The sequence below is a fragment of the Corynebacterium testudinoris genome (genome assembly GCF_001021045.1).
GTDB lineage: Bacteria > Actinomycetota > Actinomycetes > Mycobacteriales > Mycobacteriaceae > Corynebacterium > Corynebacterium testudinoris.
The window spans coordinates 1,416,084-1,436,459 of record NZ_CP011545.1 but is presented as its reverse complement, the minus strand read 5'-3'; the positions used below and the strand labels follow the sequence as shown (position 1 = coordinate 1,436,459).

At 62.2% G+C, this 20,376-nt stretch carries 18 protein-coding genes; 9 read left to right on the top strand and 9 right to left on the bottom strand.

From position 1 onward, the window contains the following. Positions 1-86 precede the first annotated feature (86 nt). Positions 87-1,718, top strand: coding sequence for an ABC-F family ATP-binding cassette domain-containing protein (locus tag CTEST_RS06910; protein ID WP_047253115.1), 1,632 nt, complete (start codon positions 87-89; stop codon positions 1,716-1,718). A gap of 387 nt (positions 1,719-2,105) precedes the next feature. Here CTEST_RS06910 and CTEST_RS06905 read toward each other — a convergent pair whose 3' ends face one another. The 5 genes from CTEST_RS06905 to CTEST_RS06885 form a co-directional block, all read right to left on the bottom strand. Then, positions 2,106-3,248, bottom strand: a complete 1,143-nt coding sequence (locus tag CTEST_RS06905; RefSeq protein WP_052844322.1) for an HNH endonuclease signature motif containing protein — start codon at positions 3,246-3,248, stop codon at positions 2,106-2,108. A gap of 227 nt (positions 3,249-3,475) precedes the next feature. Continuing rightward, on the bottom strand, positions 3,476-4,216 hold the full coding sequence (locus tag CTEST_RS06900; RefSeq protein ID WP_047253114.1) for a glutamine amidotransferase: 741 nt from the start codon (positions 4,214-4,216) through the stop codon (positions 3,476-3,478). A 25-nt stretch (positions 4,217-4,241) separates the two neighbouring features. Next, the gene (locus CTEST_RS06895; RefSeq protein ID WP_047253113.1) at positions 4,242-6,929 is read right to left on the bottom strand and encodes a cation-transporting P-type ATPase; all 2,688 of its coding nucleotides are present in this window, start codon (positions 6,927-6,929) and stop codon (positions 4,242-4,244) included. 29 nt (positions 6,930-6,958) lie between these two features. Further along, positions 6,959-8,323, bottom strand: coding sequence for a PFL family protein (locus CTEST_RS06890; RefSeq protein WP_047253112.1), 1,365 nt, complete (start codon positions 8,321-8,323; stop codon positions 6,959-6,961). A gap of 7 nt (positions 8,324-8,330) precedes the next feature. Next, a complete protein-coding gene (locus CTEST_RS06885; protein ID WP_047253111.1) occupies positions 8,331-8,600 on the bottom strand; it encodes an ACT domain-containing protein in 270 nt (89 codons plus the stop codon). A 37-nt stretch (positions 8,601-8,637) separates the two neighbouring features. Here CTEST_RS06885 and CTEST_RS06880 point away from each other — a divergent pair, with 37 nt between their 5' ends. From CTEST_RS06880 to CTEST_RS06870, 3 genes are read left to right on the top strand one after another with little or no spacing between them, the layout of a single operon-like run. After that, a complete protein-coding gene (locus CTEST_RS06880; RefSeq protein WP_047253110.1) occupies positions 8,638-8,856 on the top strand; it encodes a PLDc N-terminal domain-containing protein in 219 nt (72 codons plus the stop codon). A 5-nt stretch (positions 8,857-8,861) separates the two neighbouring features. Continuing rightward, entirely contained in the window at positions 8,862-9,341 is a 480-nt protein-coding gene (locus CTEST_RS06875; RefSeq protein ID WP_047253109.1) for a DUF1990 domain-containing protein, read from the top strand. A gap of 19 nt (positions 9,342-9,360) precedes the next feature. Beyond that, on the top strand, positions 9,361-10,038 hold the full coding sequence (locus tag CTEST_RS06870) for an NAD(P)-binding oxidoreductase (protein WP_047253108.1): 678 nt from the start codon (positions 9,361-9,363) through the stop codon (positions 10,036-10,038). Here the strand turns inward: CTEST_RS06870 and CTEST_RS06865 are convergent. The 3 genes from CTEST_RS06865 to acnA all read right to left on the bottom strand — a co-directional run bounded on the left by CTEST_RS06865 (position 10,011) and on the right by acnA (position 14,243). Beyond that, the gene (locus tag CTEST_RS06865) at positions 10,011-10,745 is read right to left on the bottom strand and encodes a glutamine amidotransferase (protein WP_047253107.1); all 735 of its coding nucleotides are present in this window, start codon (positions 10,743-10,745) and stop codon (positions 10,011-10,013) included. The two genes, CTEST_RS06870 and CTEST_RS06865, sit on opposite strands and share 28 nt — an antisense overlap. A 6-nt stretch (positions 10,746-10,751) precedes the next feature. Continuing rightward, positions 10,752-11,339 (bottom strand): TetR/AcrR family transcriptional regulator, encoded by a 588-nt coding sequence (locus CTEST_RS06860; protein WP_047253106.1) that lies wholly within the window; start codon positions 11,337-11,339, stop codon positions 10,752-10,754. Positions 11,340-11,471: 132 nt separating this feature from the next. Beyond that, entirely contained in the window at positions 11,472-14,243 is a 2,772-nt protein-coding gene (gene acnA / locus CTEST_RS06855) for an aconitate hydratase AcnA (protein ID WP_221709755.1), read from the bottom strand. A gap of 302 nt (positions 14,244-14,545) precedes the next feature. On the opposite strand from acnA, the gene CTEST_RS06850 reads away from it, so the two are divergent. The 3 genes from CTEST_RS06850 to CTEST_RS06840 all read left to right on the top strand — a co-directional run bounded on the left by CTEST_RS06850 (position 14,546) and on the right by CTEST_RS06840 (position 18,340). Continuing rightward, entirely contained in the window at positions 14,546-15,046 is a 501-nt protein-coding gene (locus CTEST_RS06850) for an Rv1476 family membrane protein (RefSeq protein ID WP_047253105.1), read from the top strand. 496 nt (positions 15,047-15,542) lie between these two features. Then, positions 15,543-17,228, top strand: a complete 1,686-nt coding sequence (locus CTEST_RS06845; protein ID WP_047254288.1) for a DIP1281 family NlpC/P60 protein — start codon at positions 15,543-15,545, stop codon at positions 17,226-17,228. 38 nt (positions 17,229-17,266) lie between these two features. Further along, positions 17,267-18,340 carry a ferrochelatase gene (locus CTEST_RS06840; RefSeq protein ID WP_047254287.1) on the top strand — a complete coding sequence of 358 codons (1,074 nt, stop codon included), beginning with the start codon at positions 17,267-17,269 and terminating at the stop codon, positions 18,338-18,340. Here CTEST_RS06840 and CTEST_RS06835 read toward each other — a convergent pair. Beyond that, entirely contained in the window at positions 18,307-19,041 is a 735-nt protein-coding gene (locus tag CTEST_RS06835; RefSeq protein WP_047253104.1) for a hypothetical protein, read from the bottom strand. The two genes, CTEST_RS06840 and CTEST_RS06835, sit on opposite strands and share 34 nt — an antisense overlap. Before the next feature lie 33 nt (positions 19,042-19,074). Here CTEST_RS06835 and CTEST_RS06830 point away from each other — a divergent pair, with 33 nt between their 5' ends. Continuing rightward, entirely contained in the window at positions 19,075-19,923 is an 849-nt protein-coding gene (locus tag CTEST_RS06830; protein ID WP_047253103.1) for a DUF3097 domain-containing protein, read from the top strand. 24 nt (positions 19,924-19,947) lie between these two features. After that, positions 19,948-20,376: an NfeD family protein gene (locus tag CTEST_RS06825; protein WP_047254286.1), complete on the top strand. Its 429-nt coding sequence runs from the start codon at positions 19,948-19,950 to the stop codon at positions 20,374-20,376.

The following is a 20,376-nucleotide window of genomic DNA, read 5'->3' as shown; positions in this document are numbered from 1 at the left end:
GATTCTAGAACGCCGACCTGACACTCCCGTTGGAAAATGCCAACGGGGCATGGGCCAGTTTGACCGGGTTGTTAGAGTGGTTCCTTGTGATTGTCACTAATGACCTTGAAGTGCGCGTTGGCGCCCGTACCCTGCTGACCGCCCCCGGACAGCACCTGCGGGTCCAGCCCGGCGACCGTATTGGTCTCGTCGGGCGCAATGGTGCGGGCAAGACGACGTCGATGCGCATCTTGGCGGGGGAGACCCAGCCGTACGGTGGCACCGTCGTTTCTTCCGGGTCGATTGGCTATCTTCCGCAGGATTCCCGCGAGGGCAACATCGACCAGACCGCTCGTGACCGAGTGCTCTCAGCCCGTGGGCTCGACCAGATCCGCAGCTCCATGGAACGCCAGCAAGAAGTCATGGAGACGACGACGGATGACCGCAAGCGTGATGCCGCGATCCGCAAATATTCTCGCCTCGAGGAGCAGTACCACACGCTCGGCGGCTACGAGGCGGACTCCGAGGCTGCACAGATCTGCGTGAACCTGGGGCTCCCCGAGCGCATCCTTGACCAGCCGCTCAAGACCTTGTCCGGCGGCCAGCGCCGTCGTGTGGAGCTCGCCCAGATCCTTTTCGCCGCGACCAACGGTTCGGGTAAGTCACAGACCACCTTGCTTCTTGACGAGCCCACCAACCACCTCGACGCCGATTCCATCACCTGGCTGCGCGGATTCCTGTCCAAGCACGAGGGTGGCCTCATCATGATCTCCCACGATGTTGAGCTTCTCGACGCCGTCTGCAACAAGATCTGGTTCCTCGACGCCGTCCGTGCCGAAGCCGATGTCTACAACATGGGCTTTTCCAAGTACAAGGACGCTCGCGCGCTCGACGAAGCACGTCGCCGCCGCGAACGCGCCAATGCAGAGAAGAAGGCATCGGCACTACATAAGCAGGCCGCCAAGCTTGGCGCCAAAGCCACAAAGGCTGCCGCCGCTAAGCAGATGCTCGCCCGCGCCGAGCGCATGGTCGATTCGCTTGACGACGTCCGCGTCGCCGATCGCGTCGCCCACATCTCCTTCCCGGAGCCCGCTCCCTGCGGCAAAACCCCGCTCTTCGCCAAGGGCCTGACCAAAATGTACGGCTCTCTCGAAGTCTTTGCGGGCGTCGACTTGGCCATCGATAAGGGCTCGCGCGTCGTCGTCCTTGGCTTCAACGGCGCCGGAAAAACGACCCTGCTCAAGCTCCTGGCCGGGGTGGAAAGGACCGACGGCGAGGGCGGCATCGTCTCCGGGCACGGCCTCAAGATCGGCTACTTCGCCCAGGAACACGACACGATCGATCCAGAGAAATCCGTCTGGCAAAACACTATCGACGCCTGCCCCGAGGCAGGTGAGCAGGACCTGCGAGGTCTGCTCGGCGCCTTCATGTTCTCCGGCCCCCAGCTCGACCAGCCGGCCGGCACCCTCTCCGGTGGTGAAAAGACGCGCCTCGCCTTGGCTGCCTTGGTGTCCTCCCGGTCCAATGTTTTGCTTCTCGACGAGCCCACCAACAACCTGGATCCCCAGTCCCGCGAACAGGTCCTCGATGCCCTGCGCACCTACACCGGCGCCGTCGTCCTGGTCACCCACGACCCCGGGGCCGTCAAGGCCCTGGAACCGGAACGCGTCATCGTCCTTCCCGATGGTGATGAGGACCTCTGGTCGGATGAATACATGGAAATCGTCGAGCTAGCGTAAGGATTTGCAGAAAAACCCCAGTTCACACTGACCTGAGAGGCCTATCCCCGTCGCCCGATCCCTCAAAAATCCCGCACGCCTCGACCGCCCCGAAAATAGCAGCCCGAGATACCTCATCATCCGACGGCCAACATGGAAATCGTCGAGCTAGCTTAGCTCTTCACGGCATAGTGCTCTAGCGATCGACTTGATCCGACGCATGATCGAGTCTGGTCCTCACTCCGGGTGGCTAGAATGGTGGTGGTTCAGGTTCTGGTTCTGGTGGGGGCGGTGGTCTTTCCCAGTCGAGCTCTTCGCGTTTTTGGGCTTGAGACTGCGACCTGATCCTCGCCCTACGTTTGGCTATCCGCTGGGACACGGTCTGCATCCACCGGCGCTCACTTGCCGCTAGTGGCCGTCTCCTTCTGACTCGGTCCACGTGCCATCAGCAAACATGAAATACTTCCGCCTCGTGATGGGGTCCATGACGTAGAAGACCCGACGATCCGTTTTCATCGCATGATGTCTGACACATAATGCTGCGAGGTTGGCTGCCGTGGTGGGCCCACCATCAGCGTGATTAATCCGGTGATCCATCTGTGCTTTATGGGCTGGCGCATCACACCCGCCCATCGCACAGGTCCCATCCAATCCAACTACGAGGGAGCGGATATCAGCGGGGGTGGCATACGCTGAGGAGACTTTCGTCCCGATCGCATCCATTTCAACCTGACTGTCCGCCCGGTCGAGGAGGTGCTGGGTTTTAGAGCGGGGCAGGTATCCTAGTCCGCTGACCCACGCAGGAGCGTTCGGGATATCACAGGCTTGGTAGAGATTGATCGTGACGGTGGTAGTGCCGTCTCCTTTGATCAGTGCTACTAGTGCTTGGGCCTGACTGATCCCGTGGGTGGTGGCGTAGTTGCGGACTCGTTGGTCAATCTCGTGGGCGGTGAGGTCATCAACATCAGCTCTGATCATCCCTCTACCGTCGGTGAAGGTGATGGAGAGGCTATCGGCTGGGGCTGGGGCAGGATCGTCGGCGGAGATGGATTCGTCGAGCATGATGATGATCGCGTTGAGGCGTTTTTTGATTGCTCCTACGGTGGGGAGGGCTTGGTTGGTTCGGGTGGGGGTGAGGAATTCTGCGAGTTCGGTGTCGATGAGGTCGAGGTGTTTGTCGATGGTGGTGTCTGCTTTGCATAGGACACTGTCGATGGCTTTTAGGCGGGGGAGATCGAGGTGGTAGTAGTGTTCCTGGATGTCTTTGAGGGCGGGGAGTTCCTGCAGTCGTTGGTGGGCGCTAATTGCGGACATGAGGTAGCCATCGCCGCGGCCTAATGACCGGCGTAGTCGAGCAAGGACGAGGTCGATGTCGTCGTTGCTATCGGGGAGGATGGATTGCCAGAGGTGGTGGTCGTCTCGTCGTAGTTGTGTTCCCCGGCGGGCTATGGGGTCGTGGGGTGAGCTGACGGTGTAGTAGTACTTCAGACGGTCTAGATAGCGTTGGAGTGCTGCTTCTATGGGTGAGTGGTAGGTGTTGGTGGTGGTCACGGGTGCTCACCCCCCTTGTGGTGTCGCTTGCGTGTTCTAACCACAATGTTAGAACAGACCAGCGAACCCCGCAAGAGGGAGAGCCGACTTTCTCAAAAGTTTTTCCGCCAGGAGGTCGCGCCCATTCAAATTTATGCCGACCGGGTTTTCATTGCCCTACGCGTATTTCAGGCCAATGGTGGGCATATGAAGCTGTTAGTGGTGGCCCCTTACTGTGGGTTCACAGTTTAGCGGGCGTAGCGGCGGGCGAAGTTCAGGAGGATCCGGTCGTCGATGGTGAGGTTGACGCCGCGGGTGGTGTCGAGGATGTCCTGGAGTTCTTGAGGCTCATAGTATCCGGCGTTGGCGTAGATACGGAGGCGTTGTTCGAAGGCGTCGGGGGCCAATTCGGGGTGGAACTGGGTGGCGTAGATGTTGTCTTGCACGCGGAACATTTGGGTGGGGCAGTCGGCGCCGGTGGCAAGGAGATCGGCAACCTCCGGGAGTAGCGTGATGGCTTCTTTGTGTCCGACGATGGAGGCGAACCGCTGGGGCAGACCTTCGAGGAGCCGGTCTTCTTTGACGAGGGTGATGTCGACGACCTTGGGCTTTTCGCCGTAGGTGTCGTCGATGGTGGCTCCGATGGCAGTACCGATGGACCCGACTCCGTAGCAGGCGCCGAAGAGGGGAAAGTCTCGATCGAGGACCTCATCGAGCATGAGGGCGATGTCGGATTCGACGCGACGCTGAAGGTCGGACTTGTGCTGGTCTGAGGAGTTGAAGGGGCTGCCGCCCAGGATGATGCCTGAGTAGTCGCGGAGGTCGAGCCTGCCGAGGGGGCGTTCTTCCAGGCGGATTTGGATGATGCCGTCGCTAGCTAGCCCCATTTTGCTGCGGAAACTGACGAATTCTGCTGCGGCTGCCTCGTCCTCGGGACGGGTGCTCAGCAGCACAAATGGCTTGCGCGGGGTGATGAGCGAGTCGACCATACCAAGCAGTCTAGAGTGGTGGGTCTCAAACTCCGATTCCGGGGGCCTTGCTGGGGGAATCTGCGTCGTGGTGATGCCGTATGAACTTGTCTATTTCGACGGCGCAGAACACGATAATTCCGGGCACGAGCGGGATTGCCCACCCGCGCCACCCCAGCGAGGTGGTGTCGAATGCGGCCTGCATGAAGGGCAGGTAGACGAAGGCGGCTTGGAGTACGAGCATGATGACCACGCACAGCCACGAGACGGGGTTGGTGGTAAACAGTTCGCGTCGGAGGGCGGAGACGCGGGAGAAGCGCGCGGTGAAGAGGTAGAAGATCTGGCTGATCACGAGGGTGTTCACGGCGACTGTTCGGGCCATGTCCAGGTCCATGCCGCGGTTGTAGAAGTAATTGAATACGGCGATGGCTGATCCGCCGATGAGGACGGATACGTAGACGATGCGGATGGTGGATTCGGAATCGAGCAGGCTGGCCCGGGGGTCTCGGGGCGGGCGATCCATGATTCCGGGTTCGGCCGGTTCGAAGGACAGTGCCAGCGACAAGGTGACGGCGGTGATGAGGTTGACCCAGAGGACTTGGAGTGCGGTGATGGGCAGCGTCATTCCGACGAGCATGGCGATGAGGATAACCAGTCCCTGTGCGCCGTTGGTGGGCAGCATGAAGATGATCGCCTTTTTGAGGTTGTCGTAAATCGTGCGTCCCATCTTCATGGCGGAGGCGATGGTGGCGAAGTTGTCGTCGGCCAGGACGATGTCGGCTGCGTCCTTCGTTGCTTCGGTGCCCTTGATTCCCATGGCGATTCCGACGTCGGCTTGTTTGAGGGAGGGGGCATCGTTGACGCCGTCGCCGGTCATGGCTACGACCTCGCCGTTGGCCTGCAGTGCTCGGACGAGTCGGAGTTTGTGCTCTGGGGAGGTTCGCGCGTAGACGTCGTGATCGCGCACGATGTTCCGCAGTTGCTCGTCGGTGGCCTGTTCGAGCTCGGCGCCGGTGATGGCGCGGGCGTCGATAAGCCCGATGTCGCGGGCGATGGCGGTGGCGGTGGAGGCGTGGTCCCCGGTGATCATGCGGACCCGGACGCCGGCGCGCTGGACGGTGCCGACGGCGGCGATGACTTCGTCGCGGGGTGGATCAATGATGCCGTAGAGTCCGAGGAAGATGAACCCGCCGGCATCGATGTCGTCGGTGCTGAGGGCGTCGGTGTCTGCCTGCCGCCAGGCGGCGGCGAGGACGCGGAGACCGCGGCTACCGAGGTCGTCGATACGCTTTTCCCACCATTGTCGGTCCAGTGGCTCCGTGCCGCCATCCGGGCCGGATTGCCGGTCACAACGGTCGAGGAGTCGATCCGGGGCGCCCTTGAGGTGAATGATGTGGCCATCGTCGAGGGTGGCCATGTACTTGACATCAGAATCGAAAGGAACCGTCGCCACCGGCGCCGTGTCGCGGGCTATGCCCGCCTTCAACGCGAAGGTGAGTATGCCGCCATCAGTCGGCTCACCGGTGAGCGCCCAGGTACCGTCGTCGTGCTTATCGACGCTCGCCTCGTTCGCATACGCCGCCACCTCCGCCATTCGCCGCAGGTCAGGATGCTCCTTCAACGTGGCAGGAGTGTCCGTGCCAGCCAGCAGGATCTCTCCGATGGGGGCGTATCCGGTGCCGGTGATGTCGTATTCGCCTTGGCGGCTGAGGACCGAGCGGACCGTCATCTCGTTGCGGGTGAGCGTGCCCGTCTTATCCGTACAGATGGCGGTGACCGACCCGAGTGTTTCCACGGAATTCAGGCGCCGGGTGATCGCGTTGCGCGCAGCCATCTTCTGCACTCCCAGCGCCAGGGTGATTGCCATGACCGCTGGCAGGCCCTCAGGGATAGCGGCGACGGCGAAACCAATCGCGGAGATGATCGCCTCGGACCAGTCGGTGCGGTAAATGAGCACCGACACGACAACCATGAGAACGGCGAGGATCACGGCGCCGATGGCCAAGACCGAAGAGAATCGGCTCATGGACCGGGTGAGCGGGGTCTCCACCTGCTCCACGTTCCCGAGGAGGGACGTGATGTGTCCGATTTGGGTGTCTGCCCCGGTGGCCGTGACCACGCCCAAGCCGGAACCGGCGGCGACCGTGGTGCCGGAGAAAGCCATCGATGTGCGGTCACCCAGCTGCGCGTCCTCTGCCACGGGATCGGTGTTCTTGCTGGACGGTACTGATTCCCCGGTGAGGGCCGATTCCTCAATGCGGAGGCTGTTGGCATCGACCAGCCGCACATCCGCCGGCACCTTATCCCCAGGACGCAGGCGGATGACATCGCCGGGGACGAGTTCCACCGAATCGATCGTTTGCCACTGCCCGCCGCGAATGACCTCCGAACTGGGGGAGAGCATGTCACGGATCGCGGCGAGGGCGTTGGCGGCCTTGCCCTCCTGGAAGAAGCCGACGAGGGCATTGATAAGGACGACAGCCACGATGACGATCGTGTCCGGGACGTGCCCTAGGAAAGCCGTGAACACCGCCGCCCCGATGAGGACGTAGATCATCGGGTCGTGGAATTGGCGTAGCAGGCGTTGCCAGGTTGTCTCCTGTGCGGCAACCGGCAAGGCGTTCTCGCCGTAGCGTTCCACGGCGGCACTGAGTTCGTCAGGATTCAATCCCTCTGGGCGGGTGCCGAATTCGGTGAAGACGTCAGGGGCCGGGAGTGCGTGGGGAGCAGTCATAACGATTCCCACCGTACTCCCGGCGGAAACTAGTTGCGCATGCCATGAACCGGCGCGGGGATGAACCCACCCCGGCGAATGAACTCGGCGTTGCCCACCTGATTGACGGGGATCACTGGCGCGTATCCCAGCAAACCGCCGAAGCTGACCTCGTCACCAGGCTTCGTCCCAGGGACGGGAATGACGCGGACCGCGGTGGTCTTATGATTCATGACACCGATGGCGGCCTCGTCGGCGATCATGCCCGAAATGGTCTCAGCAGAGGTATCACCGGGGATGGCGATCATGTCGAAGCCCACCGAACAGATCGCCGTCATGGCCTCGAGCTTGTCCATGGAGATGGACCCCGCGCGGACGGCGTCGATCATGCCCTTATCCTCCGAGACGGGGATGAAGGACCCGGACAAACCGCCGACCCGGGAGCAGGCCATCATGCCGCCCTTCTTCACGGCATCATTGAGCAGTGCCAACGCGGCGGTCGTGCCGTGGGTTCCCACCTGATCCAAGCCCATATGCTCGAGGATGTGGGCGACCGAATCGCCCTGCTCCGCCGTCGGTGCGAGAGACAAATCGACGATACCGAAGGGGACCCCGAGTCGCTCCGAGGCCATGTTGCCGACCAGCTGGCCGGCGCGGGTGATCTTGAACGCGGCCTTCTTGATCTCCTCCGCCACCTGATCCAGGCTGGCACCGGAGAGATTGCCCAGTGCTCGATCGACGACACCGGGGCCAGAGACACCGACGGAGACGACGCAATCCGGCTCCTCGACACCGTGATATGCCCCAGCCATGAAGGGATTGTCACCGACGGAATTAGCGAAAACGACGAGCTTAGCGCAGGCGATCGCAGAACGATCCTTCGTCAGCTCGGCGGCTTCCTTGATGACCTGGCCCATGGTGGCCACGGCATTCATGTTGATGCCGGCCCGGGAGGTCGCGATATTGACCGAGGAACACACAACATCGGTCTCCGAGAGCGCCTCAGGGATGGAGCGGATGAGGGCCTCTTCCGAGGTGGTCGCGCCTTTGGCCACGAGGGCGGAGTACCCGCCAATGAAGTTGACGCCGACCTCGCGGCCAGCTTTGTCCAGCGCGCGGGCCACATCCGCCGGATTGCCCTGCACCCCGGCGGTGATGAGGGACACCGGCGTGACAGAAATACGCTTATTGACGATCGGGATGCCCAGCTCCTGCTCAATGCCTTCGCACACCTCGACGAGGCGGGAAGCTTGAGTGGTCACGTGATCGTAGACGGCCTGGCAGGTTTCCTCCATGGTGGAACGCGCGCAGGTCAGCAGGGAGATCCCCATGGTGACGGTACGAATATCGAGGCGGTAATCCTCGATCATCTCGATGGTATCGAGGATGTTGTGGGAGTTGAGGTGAAAGCTCATGGGGTGCCTAGATCTCGTTGACTGCGGTGAACAAGGCTTCAGCCTGGATACGGATGACCAAGCCCTGGGCCTGGCCGACCGCCTCCATCTGCCGGTCGATCGTGGCGATGTCGGTGTGATTCTCATCGAATTCCACGCGCAGGATCATCGTGAAGTACTTGTCCATGATCGTTTGAGAAACGTCGAGGATATTGACTTCCTGGGCAGCCAGTTCGGAGGTGACGGCGGCGATGATTCCGGTGTGATCGGCGCCCGTGACAGTCATGATGGCAAACATGGACCCATCCTAAACCGACGGGCCTACAATCGGTCTCATGAGTACCAGCAGCAAGAAGTTCGCGGAGCTGTCCACCCGAGCCCAGGTCGGGATTGTCATCGGAGCACTCGTGGAAATCACCGCCAAGGTAGGCACCTGGGTGGACCTTTCCCGGCGCCCCGCCGATCAGGTCCGTGGACCAAAATGGGCGTGGGTGGCCGCATCCTTCATCAACGGATTCGGCCCGGCGGCCTATTGGTCATTCGGACGCAAGTGAGCTCCGTGACCTACCCTGATCACTTGCACTTGGCGACGTTAGCGCTCGCCGAGGGCTCGTCAGCTGGCATCGACGATTCTTGGCACCTGACCGACCACAGCGCAGTGCTGGGGATGGGGGAGGAGGTGTTTGCGGCGGCGTCGATACGCATGCTGACCTGGCGGGCGCATGCCCACGCCGGAGTGACCGTCCACCAAGAAGGCCGCCTCGTGCGGCTGAGCTTTGGACCCACGCTGTCGCCGTGCCTCATCCTCCATGAGGAACGCACCCCCACCCGGACAGCCCTCGTCTACGGCACGCTTCCCGGACACATCGAACGTGGGGAAGAGGCCTTCATAGTGGAGATGGCGGAAGACGGCACGGTGCGTGGCCGGTGCGTGGCCTTTTCCCAGCATTCCTGGTGGCTTGCCCGCCTCGGAGCGCCAATAGCGCGAGCCGTGCAGCGATGGGTGACAGCCCGCTATGTTGACGGCATGCGCCCCTGACAATACGTAGGGTGGGGCCATGACACACTCGGCACAGAAAATCTTGCTCATCGGCGGACACGGCCGCGTGGCCCAGCTAGCCACCTCCCGACTCGTCTCCGCTGGACTCGACGTCACCTCGCTGATCCGCAAACCGGAACAGGTCTCCGACATCGAAGCCCTCGGGGCGACGCCACTCGTCCGTGACCTCACAGCCCTCAGCGTCGATGACTGGGCAGACATCCTCGGCGACTACGACATCGCCGTGTGGTCAGCCGGCAACGGCGGACGCGGCGGCGAGGCTGACACCTACGCCATCGACCGGGACGGAGCACTGGCCTGCATCGACGCCCTGGAACAGTTGGCCAACCCACCGAAGTTCCTCATGGTCTCCTACCTTGGTTCCCTCGACCACGGCATTGACCCCGAAGACTCCTTCTACCCCTACGCCGATTCCAAGGAGACCGTGGACCGCCGACTTCTCGCCTCCGAGCTCGATTACGTCATCCTCGCACCAGCCACGTTGACCATGGAGGAAGCCGGGGGAGTAGACATCGTGGCCAACCAACCAACGGGAAGCTACACCACGTCCAGGGCGCTTGTCGCCGATGTCATTACTGCTTTGGCACAGCGACCGAAATTGCCCGAAGAAAAGATCGTCGCGTTCGTCGACGGCTCCGGGACACTAGCTCAGTTCGCTGAGTTGCCCCCGCAGTAGCGGACAAAATTCTCCACCAGTCGATTCGACCAGGTGGTGTCGATCTCCGGCAGGGTGGCCACGATGGCGTCGTAGTCTTCGGGTGAGAAATACCCGTAGTCATAAAAGAAATCCATGCGAGCTTTCATGGCCACCGCATCCATATCGGAGTGGAACTGGGTCGCCCAGACGTGGTCGCCAAAGCGGATGAACTGCACGGGGCACGTAGGCCCGGTGGCCAAAGTGACCACGCCCGGGCCCACCTCCTCCACGTTCTCCGTATGGCCGGTCAGCGACGTAAAAGTCTGCGGTAGCCCCTGGGTGAGGGGATCCTTCTGGCCCTCACTGGTCAGCTCCACGATGGTCGATCCAGTCTTCTCGGCGTGCCCGTGACCAATCCGGCCACCCAGCTCATGGACCAGCCAACTGGTGCCGTAGCAGACGAAAAAAGCGGGAATGCCAGCATCAATGATCGTGCGCAGCTGCGCGTGCACGTGATGCTGCCACTCACCCCATTGCTCGTTGGTGATGTTGAGCGAACTCCCGCCGATGAGGACGCCGTCGAACCCGCTCAAGTCCCCGATGGCGGCCTCCGGGGAATCAAGAACCACCAGGGGCATATCTTCCGGTTGCATCCTCGTCGCCTCGAGGAAATCGCGGTGCTCAGCTGCCGCAACAAGGGCACTGGTCACGCCGGACCGGAGGGAGACGAGGAGAACTCTAGGCATAGGGGATCATTCTATACGCGCGGATTCTGTCGCACCCCGCCGGACGGTACCTTCGACGAGGTTCAAGACTTCCTCGAGCCCATCCGTCGAACGACCCGAGGCCAAGCGCGCAATGAAACCGTCGAGGACGGTCTCGAGATACGTGTGCAACACGTCCGGAGAAACATCCGTGCGCATGCGGCCATCGGCTGCCAACCGGGACAGACGCTCTTGGACTGCTTCATCCAGCACCGCCTGATGATCAAGCCACCGCGCGCGGAATGCGGCGTCGGTGCGCAGCATCTTGGTGATTTCCAGCCGGGTAGCCAGCCAATCATGCCGCTCGGGGTGGTGCAGCATATCCCGCATCACCTCGACGAGGCCCTCCTCAGCCACGACCTCGGCCTGACGAGCAGCATCTTCCCGGGCCAACGCGAGGAAAAGATTCTCCTTGTCACCGAAGTGGTGGAAGATGGCCCCGCGAGATTTACCCGTGGCCTTTTCCAACAGCCGCACGGTGGCACCTTCGTACCCGTGCTCGGCGAAGCAACGTCGTGCGCCCTCCAAGATCTCGGTACGGCGACGCGTCAATTCGACGTCACTGACGATGGGCATGCGATGGATCTCCTTTAGGCGAACACACAGCTAATAGGAAGAGGGGGCCACACGCTCTCCCGGCCAGTTAGAAACTACCGGGGAGGTGCAACCCCCTCACAGGGCAGCAAGATTGCCCGCTACGAGATGACCCTAGTTGTTGGCCATCTGACGCAGGACGAACTGCAGGATGCCGCCGTTGCGGTAGTAGTCAGCCTCACCAGGGGTGTCGATGCGGACGACTGCGTCGAAGGACACCACATCGCCGTTCTCCTTGGTGGCGGTGACCTTAACCGTCTCCGGGGTCACACCGTTGTTGAGCTCCTCGATGCCTTCGATGTCGAAGGTCTCGGTGCCATCCAGCCCCAGGGACTCGTGGGACTGGCCAGCGGGGAACTGCAGCGGGATAACGCCCATGCCGATGAGGTTCGAGCGGTGAATACGCTCGAAGGACTCGGTGATGACGGCCTTGACACCCAGCAAGTTGGTGCCCTTGGCAGCCCAGTCACGGGAAGAACCGGTGCCGTACTCCTTGCCGCCGAGGACGACCAGCGGGATACCGGCTGCCTCGTAGTTAACGGCGGCGTCATAAATAAACGCCTGCGGGCCACCCTCGAGGGTGAAGTCGCGGGTGTAGCCACCCGTGACGTCGACCAGCTGGTTGGCCAGGCGGATGTTGGCAAAGGTACCGCGGACCATGACCTCGTGGTTACCACGACGGGAACCGAGCGAGTTGTAGTCCTGACGCTCAACGCCCTTGGAATCCAGGTACAGAGCAGCCGGGGTGCCGGGCTTGATCGAGGAAGCAGGGGAGATGTGGTCGGTGGTGACCGAGTCGCCGAGCTTCGCCAGGACGCGGGCGCCCTTGATGTCGGTGACCGGCTGAGCTTCGGCGGGCATGCCGTCGAAGTAAGGAGCCTTGCGGATGTAGGTGGAATCCTCATCCCACTCGAAGGTCTTACCGGTCGGGATATCCAGGTCCTGCCACTGCTGATCGCCCTTGAACACATCGGCGTAGTCAGCTTCGTAGAGCTCGCGGGAGATAGCTCCCTCGATGGTGGACTCGATCTCCTCGGTGGAGGGCCAGATGTCCTTGAGGAAGACATCGTTGCCATCCTGATCCTGACCCAGCGGATCAGTCTCAAAGTCGAAGTCCATGGTGCCGGCGATGGCGTAGGCGATGACCAGCGGCGGGGAGGCCAGGTAGTTCATCTTCACGTCGGGGGAGATACGACCCTCGAAGTTACGGTTGCCGGACAGGACTGCGGTGGCAGCCAAGTCGTGCTCGTTGATGGCGGCGGACACCTCGGCCGGAAGCGGGCCGGAGTTACCGATGCAGGAGGTACAACCGAAACCGGAAAGGTAGAAGCCGAGGGCTTCCAGGTCCTTCCACAGATCGGCGCGCTTGAAGTAGCCATCGACGACCTGGGAGCCCGGGGCACAAATGGTCTTGATCCAGGGCTTCGACTTCAGGCCCAGCTCGTTGGCCTTACGGGCCAGCAGGCCAGCGGCGACGAGCACCGACGGGTTGGAGGTGTTGGTGCACGAAGTGATGGAGGCGATGGCCACCATGCCGTGGTCGAGGGTGTACTCGCCACCCTGCGGGGACTCCACAATGACCGGGCTCGATGCGCGGCCTTCCGCGGAGGCTGCAGCGGACTCGCCGTGGCCCGGGAAGGACTGGTTGTAGGAGTCGCCCTCCACCTTGGTGGCGCGGACGGCTTCCTTGGTCTCACCATCGGAGTAGGTCGGCAGGTCCTTGCGGAACGCAGACTTAGAGTTCGACAGGAGGATGCGGTCCTGCGGGCGCTTCGGGCCAGCGATGGAGGGCACCACGGTGGACAGATCCAGCTCGAGGTACTCGGAGTACTCTGCCTCCGGAGCATCCATTTCGAGCCACATGCCCTGGGCTTTGGCGTAAGCCTCGACGCGGGCGATGTCCTCGGCGGAGCGGCCGGTGAGCTCGAGGTACTTGATGGTCTCCTCGTCGATCGGGAACATGGCACAGGTGGAGCCGAACTCCGGGGACATGTTGCCGATGGTGGCGCGGTTAGCCAGCGGGACGGACTTAACGCCGTTGCCGTAGAACTCGACGAACTTCTGAACCACACCGTGTGCGCGGAGCATTTCGGTGATGGTGAGCACGACGTCGGTAGCAGTGACGCCGGCCGGGATTTCGCCGTTGAGCTTGAAGCCCACGACGCGGGGGATGAGCATGGAGACAGGCTGGCCCAGCATGGCTGCCTCTGCCTCGATACCGCCGACGCCCCAGCCAAGGATGCCCAAACCATTCTCCATGGTGGTGTGGGAGTCCGTGCCGATGCAGCTATCCGGGTACGCGACACCGTCGTTGTCGAAGACCACGCGGGACAAGTACTCGATGTTGACCTGGTGCACGATGCCGGTTCCGGGGGGAACGACGCGGAAGTTGGAGAAGTTCTCCGCACCCCAACGCAGGAACTGGTAGCGCTCCTCGTTGCGCTGGTACTCAATCGCGACGTTCTTATCAATCGCGTCAGAGGTACCGAATGCCTCAACGATGACCGAGTGGTCAATGACCATCTCGGCCGGGTTCAGCGGGTTGACCTTATCCGGGTCGCCGCCGAGGGTCTTCACGGCCTCGCGCATGGTGGCAAGGTCGACGACACAAGCAACACCGGTGAAGTCCTGCATGAGCACACGGGCCGGGGTGAACTGGATCTCGATGGAAGGCTCAGCCTTCGGATCCCAGTTGGCAATTGCCTCGATGTGCTCGGTGGTGATGTTGGCGCCGTCTTCGGTGCGCAGCAGATTCTCACCGAGAACCTTGAGGGAGTAAGGCAGTTTCTCCATACCTGGCACGGCATCGAGGGCGAAGTAGTCATAAGACTTGTCGCCGACCTCGAGGGTGCGCTTGGCGTTGAAGGAGTTCTTGCTTTCGGTCACAGGGAGCTCCATTTCCTCTTCATTGAACTGGATGTTCATTACCTTCTGCGGCTCTCCCCGGTGAGGGGCAAGCGGTAGTGGCTGAACGCGGTGGTCCACCCTTAAGTCTAGGGCGCGGGATCACCGACTGCCGATATTCTAACAGTACGGTCGTCCCGTTTATGACATTTCCCCTCGCCGTTCGGCGAGCCACCACCCCCGCCGTACCCCTAGCAGATAGAACTAACGGGGTAAAGGGGCCACAGGTCACGAGGTGTCATGTCCGAAAAGCCCACCTAAAGCAGTCAATGAGGAGTGCCGCGATGATCCCTGCCGACGTTGACATGGACGATCTCGCCCGCCAACTCAACGAGGACTCGGTGGCGTTTGCCGGACTGAATGCCCCCCAGATGGAGGTGGACCTCCAGCCGGCACTCCTGGAAGCGACCACTCGCGCTGCGGACGGGGATGCCGGCTCGGTGGGAGTGGTGGTCTTTGACTGGACTCCCGGGCAGGCGGCGGACCTCCGTGACGTTGCCCAGGACCTCATGGCTGCCACCGGGTTAGACACTGTCCTCGTGCGTGCTCCCGGGGGAGGTGCTGCGGTGAGCGATATCCATTCGCGGTCTGTGGTGGAGTCTGCCCAGGCGACGTTCCTGGCCAATTGGGACTACGTCGGTGCTACCCATGGTTTTGTCGACGATCTGGCAAGTTCCGGGCCTAATTGGATTGCCGTCGCTGTGGCGGTAGTGGCGTTCCTGGCCATCGTGTGTGCCGTTACTGCACTGTCCGTCCGCTCGGCACTGCGCGCACGCCTTACCTAAACGTCAAGCGCGTAGACCTGACTCGCCGCCGGGCGTGAAGAATGTCCAGTTTCTGGATAGGTGCGGCAGGACACGCCGCCCGGCTTACAATTGTGACTAACGTCACATCACCGTTATGTTCCCGTAATGGTGCAGGTCAGATAAAGCTTGGGGGTCATGGTGCCAAGCTTTACTTATGTGAAAGTTGATAAAGGTTGTGTCACAAGCTGCCTGCGTGAACTATGGTGCAGATATCGGCTCACGAGTCGATGGACATCTCTACCAAATCAGGAGCCACGGCTTGACAGCCGTCAAGGTCGACGCACGGGCATGTGGGGAAGCACGCCAAGAGCGACGAGGTAACAGAAGCGGTGGGTGAGGTCTAGATACTCGTGCGCCTCAATCGAGAGATGAACAAGTATCACCCACCCCACTCTCGAGTCAGGCTGTCACGCTTGACCTCGGGGGTCCGTGAGGAGTTTTCGTGGCCACCGCCCTCCGTCGTTCCCGCGCGCACATGCGCACGGTCTTAGCCGTCGCGCTCAGCGCGGCCACCTTGAGCAGTTTCACTCCCGCATTGGCACAGCCCGTTAACCCAGACGACGCCACCATCACCCGCGCGCAAGAAGCCGTGGGGGCTGGTGAAGCGTCAGTTTCCGAACTGGTGGGCACCCTGGCCTCAACCCAGTCAGAGTTGGACGGCCTCGAGTTGGAGCTCGGTGCCCTCCGAGAAGCTGTGAACAAGGCCCTCGTCGATTTGCACGATGCCCAGGCCTCCGCCGAACAGGCTCGCCAAGGTGTCATCGCCGCCCGCGCCGAACTAGAGGGCACGCAAAAGGCGTTGGAAGAGGCCCAGGCTGCCCTGGATGAAACGTCTCGCGCTGCCTACCGCCGCTCGACCACGCCGACGGCGATTGCCACCCTTGCGGGTGAGGAGGCGTCGACCAACTCTCTCGATCGCCAGACCTTCCTGCGCACCAATGCGGAAAAGCAGCGCGAAAAGGTTGAGGAATTGGACCGGCTTCGAACGGAGCAGGCCAACAAGGAGTCCCAGCTGCGTGCTGTCCGAAACTTGGCAGAGCAGCGTGAGGCCGCCGCCAAGGACCGGGAAGCCACCGCACGGGCAGCAATCGATGACAACTCGCGTCAGATCAGCGAGCGCACGGCGGAGCGCGACCGCCTCACCGCGACTCGCGATGAGGCCCAGAATCAGCTAAACGCCGCCCGCAACGACGCCGCCACTGTTAATTCCCAACGCCAGGACTACGAGGAGTATCGCGAGGCGGAGGCCGCCCGCAAGCGATCCGAGGATGAAGCAGCCCGTGCGGCAGCCGCCCGCGCCGAAGCAGATGCAGCGGCTCAGGCTGCGGCAGATGAGGCTGCTCGTCAGCGTGCAGCCGCCGAAGCCGCTCAATCCCAGGAGGCTCTCGACGCCGCTTCGCGGGCAGAGGCGGCAGCGGCCGAGGCAGCACAGGCGCAGCAGCAGGCTGCCGCCCAGGAACAGCAAGCTCAGTCCGTCACTGACCTCGCGGCGACGGCAGCTGCGGCGGCCGCGGCAGCGTTGATCGCTCAGTCGCAGCCAGATCACTCCAATCTCACCAATCCGTACCCCGCGGTCAGTGATGAGACTGCTGCCCCCGGCCCGATCGCGGCTGTCCAAGGACCCGAATCCGAGACTGTTCCGCAGACTCCGGACATCACCTCCGTTCCCGGCATCAGCACGGTCGATGATGTCTCCTCAGCCGTCAGCGATTCCCTCGGAGGCGCGCTCACCGGAGATCGCGCGGCCACCATTGAGGCCGTCATTGCTCGCGCCGAGTCCCAACTTGGCCAGCCCTACGCGTGGGGTGGTGGCAATGCGACCGGACCGACGCGCGGAATCCGGGATGGTGGAGTAGCGGATGCGAACGGTGACTTCAACAAGATCGGTTTCGACTGCTCTGGTCTTACCCTTTACGCTTTCGCCGGCGCTGGCATCGCCCTCCCGCACTACACGGGCTACCAGTACAACCATGGAACGAAGGTCAGTCCTAGCGAGATGCAGCGCGGCGACCTCATCTTCTACGGTCCGGGCGGCAACCAGCACGTGGCTATCTATCTTGGCGACGGCATGATGATCGAGGCCCCGAACTCTGGCTCCTACGTGCAGAAGTCCCCGGTCCGCTGGTCCGGAATGACGGAGTATGCGGTTCGCCTGGTGTAAACGTGGTTATCAACCGATTGGTTGATACGCTGGGGCGCATGCCTGAAGACACATCCTTTGATGCCCTCCTCGTCCTTTCTTTCGGTGGCCCCGAGTCGGACGAGGAGGTCGTTCCTTTTTTGGAGAACGTCACCCGCGGACGCGGCATCCCTCGTGAGCGTCTCGCCCAGGTGGGGGAGCATTACTTCCACTTCGGTGGCAAGAGCCCGCTCAATGATCTGAACAGGGAGATCATCGCCAATCTGGAGGCTGAGATCGCCCAGCGTGGCCTCAATTTGCCGGTCTATTTTGGCAACCGCAATTGGCACCCGTTTGGCAAGGAAACGGCGGAGCAGATGGCTCGTGATGGTGTTCGCCGGGCGCTTGTTTTTGCCACCAGTGCGTGGGGTGGGTACTCCGCGTGTTTGCAGTACAACGAGGACATTCGGGGCATCCGGGAGCACTTGGCCGACAAGGAACTCCCGGTCATCGACTTCACCAAACTTCGCCAGTTTTATGACCATCCGGCCTTCGTCGGCGAGATGGCCAGTGCGGTCCGCGAAGCCTACGATCGCATCCCGGAGGATCGTCTGGGCACCACCCGCATGCTCTTTACTGCGCATTCCGTTCCCACTGCCGCCGATAAGGCTGCCGGAGGAGAGTCGAATCCGCACCTGTATTCCCGCCAGGTGGCAGAAGCCTCGCGCCTGATCGCCGAGGCAGCGGGGGTTGCGGACTACGACCTCGTGTGGCAGTCCCGTTCTGGTAATCCGCGGACTCCGTGGTTGGAGCCGGATATCGTCGATCACACCACTGAGCTCGCTGGTCAAGGGACGACGGCCGTGGTCGTCTGCCCGGTCGGATTCATTTCGGACCACATGGAAGTGGTCTGGGATCTCGATACCGAGCTGGCCAATGCTGCCGAAGAGCTCGACGTTGTCGTGGAACGCACCCGCACGGTCGGCCCCACGGATACTTTCACCCACATGGTGCTCGATCTCGTGGCGGAAGTGATGAACGATGCCCCGCCGATCGGCCTTGGCAACGTCACTGTGTCGGGGTGCACGACCAACGGCGAGCCCTGCCGGCCGGGGTGCTGTCAGCTCAGCCGACCAAATTCGCCCACGGCATAGGCCACGCCGGCCATGCGCGCTTGGCGGATGTGTCGCCACAGTCCGAGTAGTTGCGGGTCCAGGCGGTGATCATTCATTCGAGTGGTTACCGTCTCAATGATGGCGGCGACATTGTCGGCTCTGGCAAACAGCCGTGCGGCGCGCGGTGGTACGGATTCGGGTAACCCTGGCGTGTCATAGAAGTCCGCGAGCGTCCCCACCGTCAGGCGAGGCGAACGAAGTGCGTCGGTGCGGTAGCCGGAGGTTTCGATGAGCCGAGTCGCCTCGTCGGTCGCCTGGGTGAGAAGGTGATCCGCCTCGCCGGGGCTCAGCCACGCTGGCGCGGGCAACGGCTGATCCTCCGTGAACCACTCCCAGTGTCCCGAGGAGTCAGGGACAAGAACGTGCGAGGTCAACGGGTCGCGATCCCGTACCACGATGGCGTTTCCTGTGCTTTTCGACGCCGCCGTGGCCGACGCACTACCCGCCCGCAGGGCGGGTGCGTCGCCCGGGCCCGACAACACCAACCGCAACAGCGGTTCCCCCGGTGCCACGTCCCGGGTGACGCGGCGAAGATCCCGGAGGGCGTCGATAAGCTCCTGTGAACCCAAGTCATTGAGCGCATCGATGAGGTGATCTGTCGAGGTCAACCCGTACAGCCACGCGCCGAGCCACACTGAGGTATTTTGCAGCGGCGACCAGACTTGCGAGCGGATATCCATGGCGGGGCAGTCTAGCCGATAGACTATCCCGCCATGAGCTTCAGTGATCCTTATGGTGGTGACATTTACTCCGGGCATCGACGCAACCAGCCGCGTTCCTACCCGTCCATTCCCGCCAAGCCTGGCCTGGTCGTGGAAATTAGGGGCGAGGATTTCGTCGGTGCCGTCGTCGGTTGGGAACGCACCTACGACGGAGAGTTCGTGCGCCTCGAGGATCGCCGTGGTATCCAACGACTGTTTCAGTTGACCCCCGGCGGGTTCCTCTATGAGGGGCAGCCGGTCTCGTTGACCCGCTACTTGCCGCCGAAGGACACCACTCCTCGGCACTCCAACTCCGGATCGCGGCGGGTGGAAAACGTGCAGGCCAAGGTCGCGGCCCCCTCGCGGATATGGGTGGAGGGCATTCATGATGCGGCGATCGTGGAGAAGGTGTGGGGCCACGACCTGCGCGTCGAAGGTGTCGTCGTCGAATATTTGGAAGGGCTGGACAACCTTGAAGCGCGGCTAGCTGAGTTCGGTCCCGGCCCTGGGCGGCGGGTCGGCGTCCTGGCCGATCACCTGGTCACCGGCTCCAAGGAGTCCCGGCTCACGGAATCGGTGGGGGAGCACGTGCTGGTTACCGGCCATCCGTTCATCGACATTTGGGCAGCGGTCAAGCCCGAGCGACTGCGCCTGACGGCCTGGCCCGACGTGCCCTACGGCGAGGACTGGAAAACTGGCGTATGCCGCCGGGTCGGATGGTCAGATCCCCAGGAAGGATGGCGCCGAGTGTCGTCGGCGGTGACCTCTTTCCGCGACCTCGATTCCACGCTCATTGGCGCGGTGGAGCGGCTCGTCGACTTCGTCACCACACCCGAGTTGAGCAAGTCCGACCTCATGTAGGTGCTCTCCGGTACCTTGGTCCTCGTGGGAGCAATAGTCTGGTTTATAGCATCGCTGGTACTAGCCGGCCTCGAATTGGCGGTCGGTGAATTCACCCTGCTCATGTTGGCCGGTGGCGCGCTGGTCGGCGGAGGTGTGGCCCTCACGGGCGCCCCGCTGTGGGCATCCGTCCTCGCGTTCGCCATCACCTCCATCGGGCTGTTGATGTTTCTGCGGCCTTTCCTCAAGCGCCGACTGCTTAAGCCCCAGGTGCTTGATACCTCCTTCAATGCGCTCGTCGGTTCCACCGCGCAGGTTATTGACTCGGTGGAGGAGCACGGGGGTCAGATCCGGCTCGATGGATCGGTGTGGTCCGCGCGTTCTTTGGATCCCTCACACACGTTCGCCGAAGGGGAACGTGTCACCGTCATCAGTATTGATGGCACTACCGCCGTTGTTTGGAAGGAAGATTAA

Excerpts from the sequence above, each read along its gene's own strand:
- CTEST_RS06900 (WP_047253114.1), bottom strand. The coding sequence starts at position 4,216 with ATGGTCGACTCGCTCATCACCCCGCGCAAGCCATTTGTGCTGCTGAGC.
- CTEST_RS06895 (WP_047253113.1), bottom strand. The coding sequence starts at position 6,929 with ATGACTGCTCCCCACGCACTCCCGGCCCCTGACGTCTTCACCGAATTC.
- CTEST_RS06885 (WP_047253111.1), bottom strand. The coding sequence starts at position 8,600 with ATGTTTGCCATCATGACTGTCACGGGCGCCGATCACACCGGAATCATC.
- CTEST_RS06870 (WP_047253108.1), top strand. The coding sequence starts at position 9,361 with ATGACACACTCGGCACAGAAAATCTTGCTCATCGGCGGACACGGCCGC.
- CTEST_RS06830 (WP_047253103.1), top strand. The coding sequence starts at position 19,075 with ATGAGCTTCAGTGATCCTTATGGTGGTGACATTTACTCCGGGCATCGA.
- CTEST_RS06840 (WP_047254287.1), top strand. The coding sequence starts at position 17,267 with ATGCCTGAAGACACATCCTTTGATGCCCTCCTCGTCCTTTCTTTCGGT.
- CTEST_RS06835 (WP_047253104.1), bottom strand. The coding sequence starts at position 19,041 with ATGGATATCCGCTCGCAAGTCTGGTCGCCGCTGCAAAATACCTCAGTG.
- CTEST_RS06850 (WP_047253105.1), top strand. The coding sequence starts at position 14,546 with ATGATCCCTGCCGACGTTGACATGGACGATCTCGCCCGCCAACTCAAC.
- CTEST_RS06890 (WP_047253112.1), bottom strand. The coding sequence starts at position 8,323 with ATGAGCTTTCACCTCAACTCCCACAACATCCTCGATACCATCGAGATG.
- CTEST_RS06880 (WP_047253110.1), top strand. The coding sequence starts at position 8,638 with ATGAGTACCAGCAGCAAGAAGTTCGCGGAGCTGTCCACCCGAGCCCAG.
- CTEST_RS06860 (WP_047253106.1), bottom strand. The coding sequence starts at position 11,339 with ATGCCCATCGTCAGTGACGTCGAATTGACGCGTCGCCGTACCGAGATC.
- CTEST_RS06845 (WP_047254288.1), top strand. The coding sequence starts at position 15,543 with ATGCGCACGGTCTTAGCCGTCGCGCTCAGCGCGGCCACCTTGAGCAGT.
- CTEST_RS06865 (WP_047253107.1), bottom strand. The coding sequence starts at position 10,745 with ATGCCTAGAGTTCTCCTCGTCTCCCTCCGGTCCGGCGTGACCAGTGCC.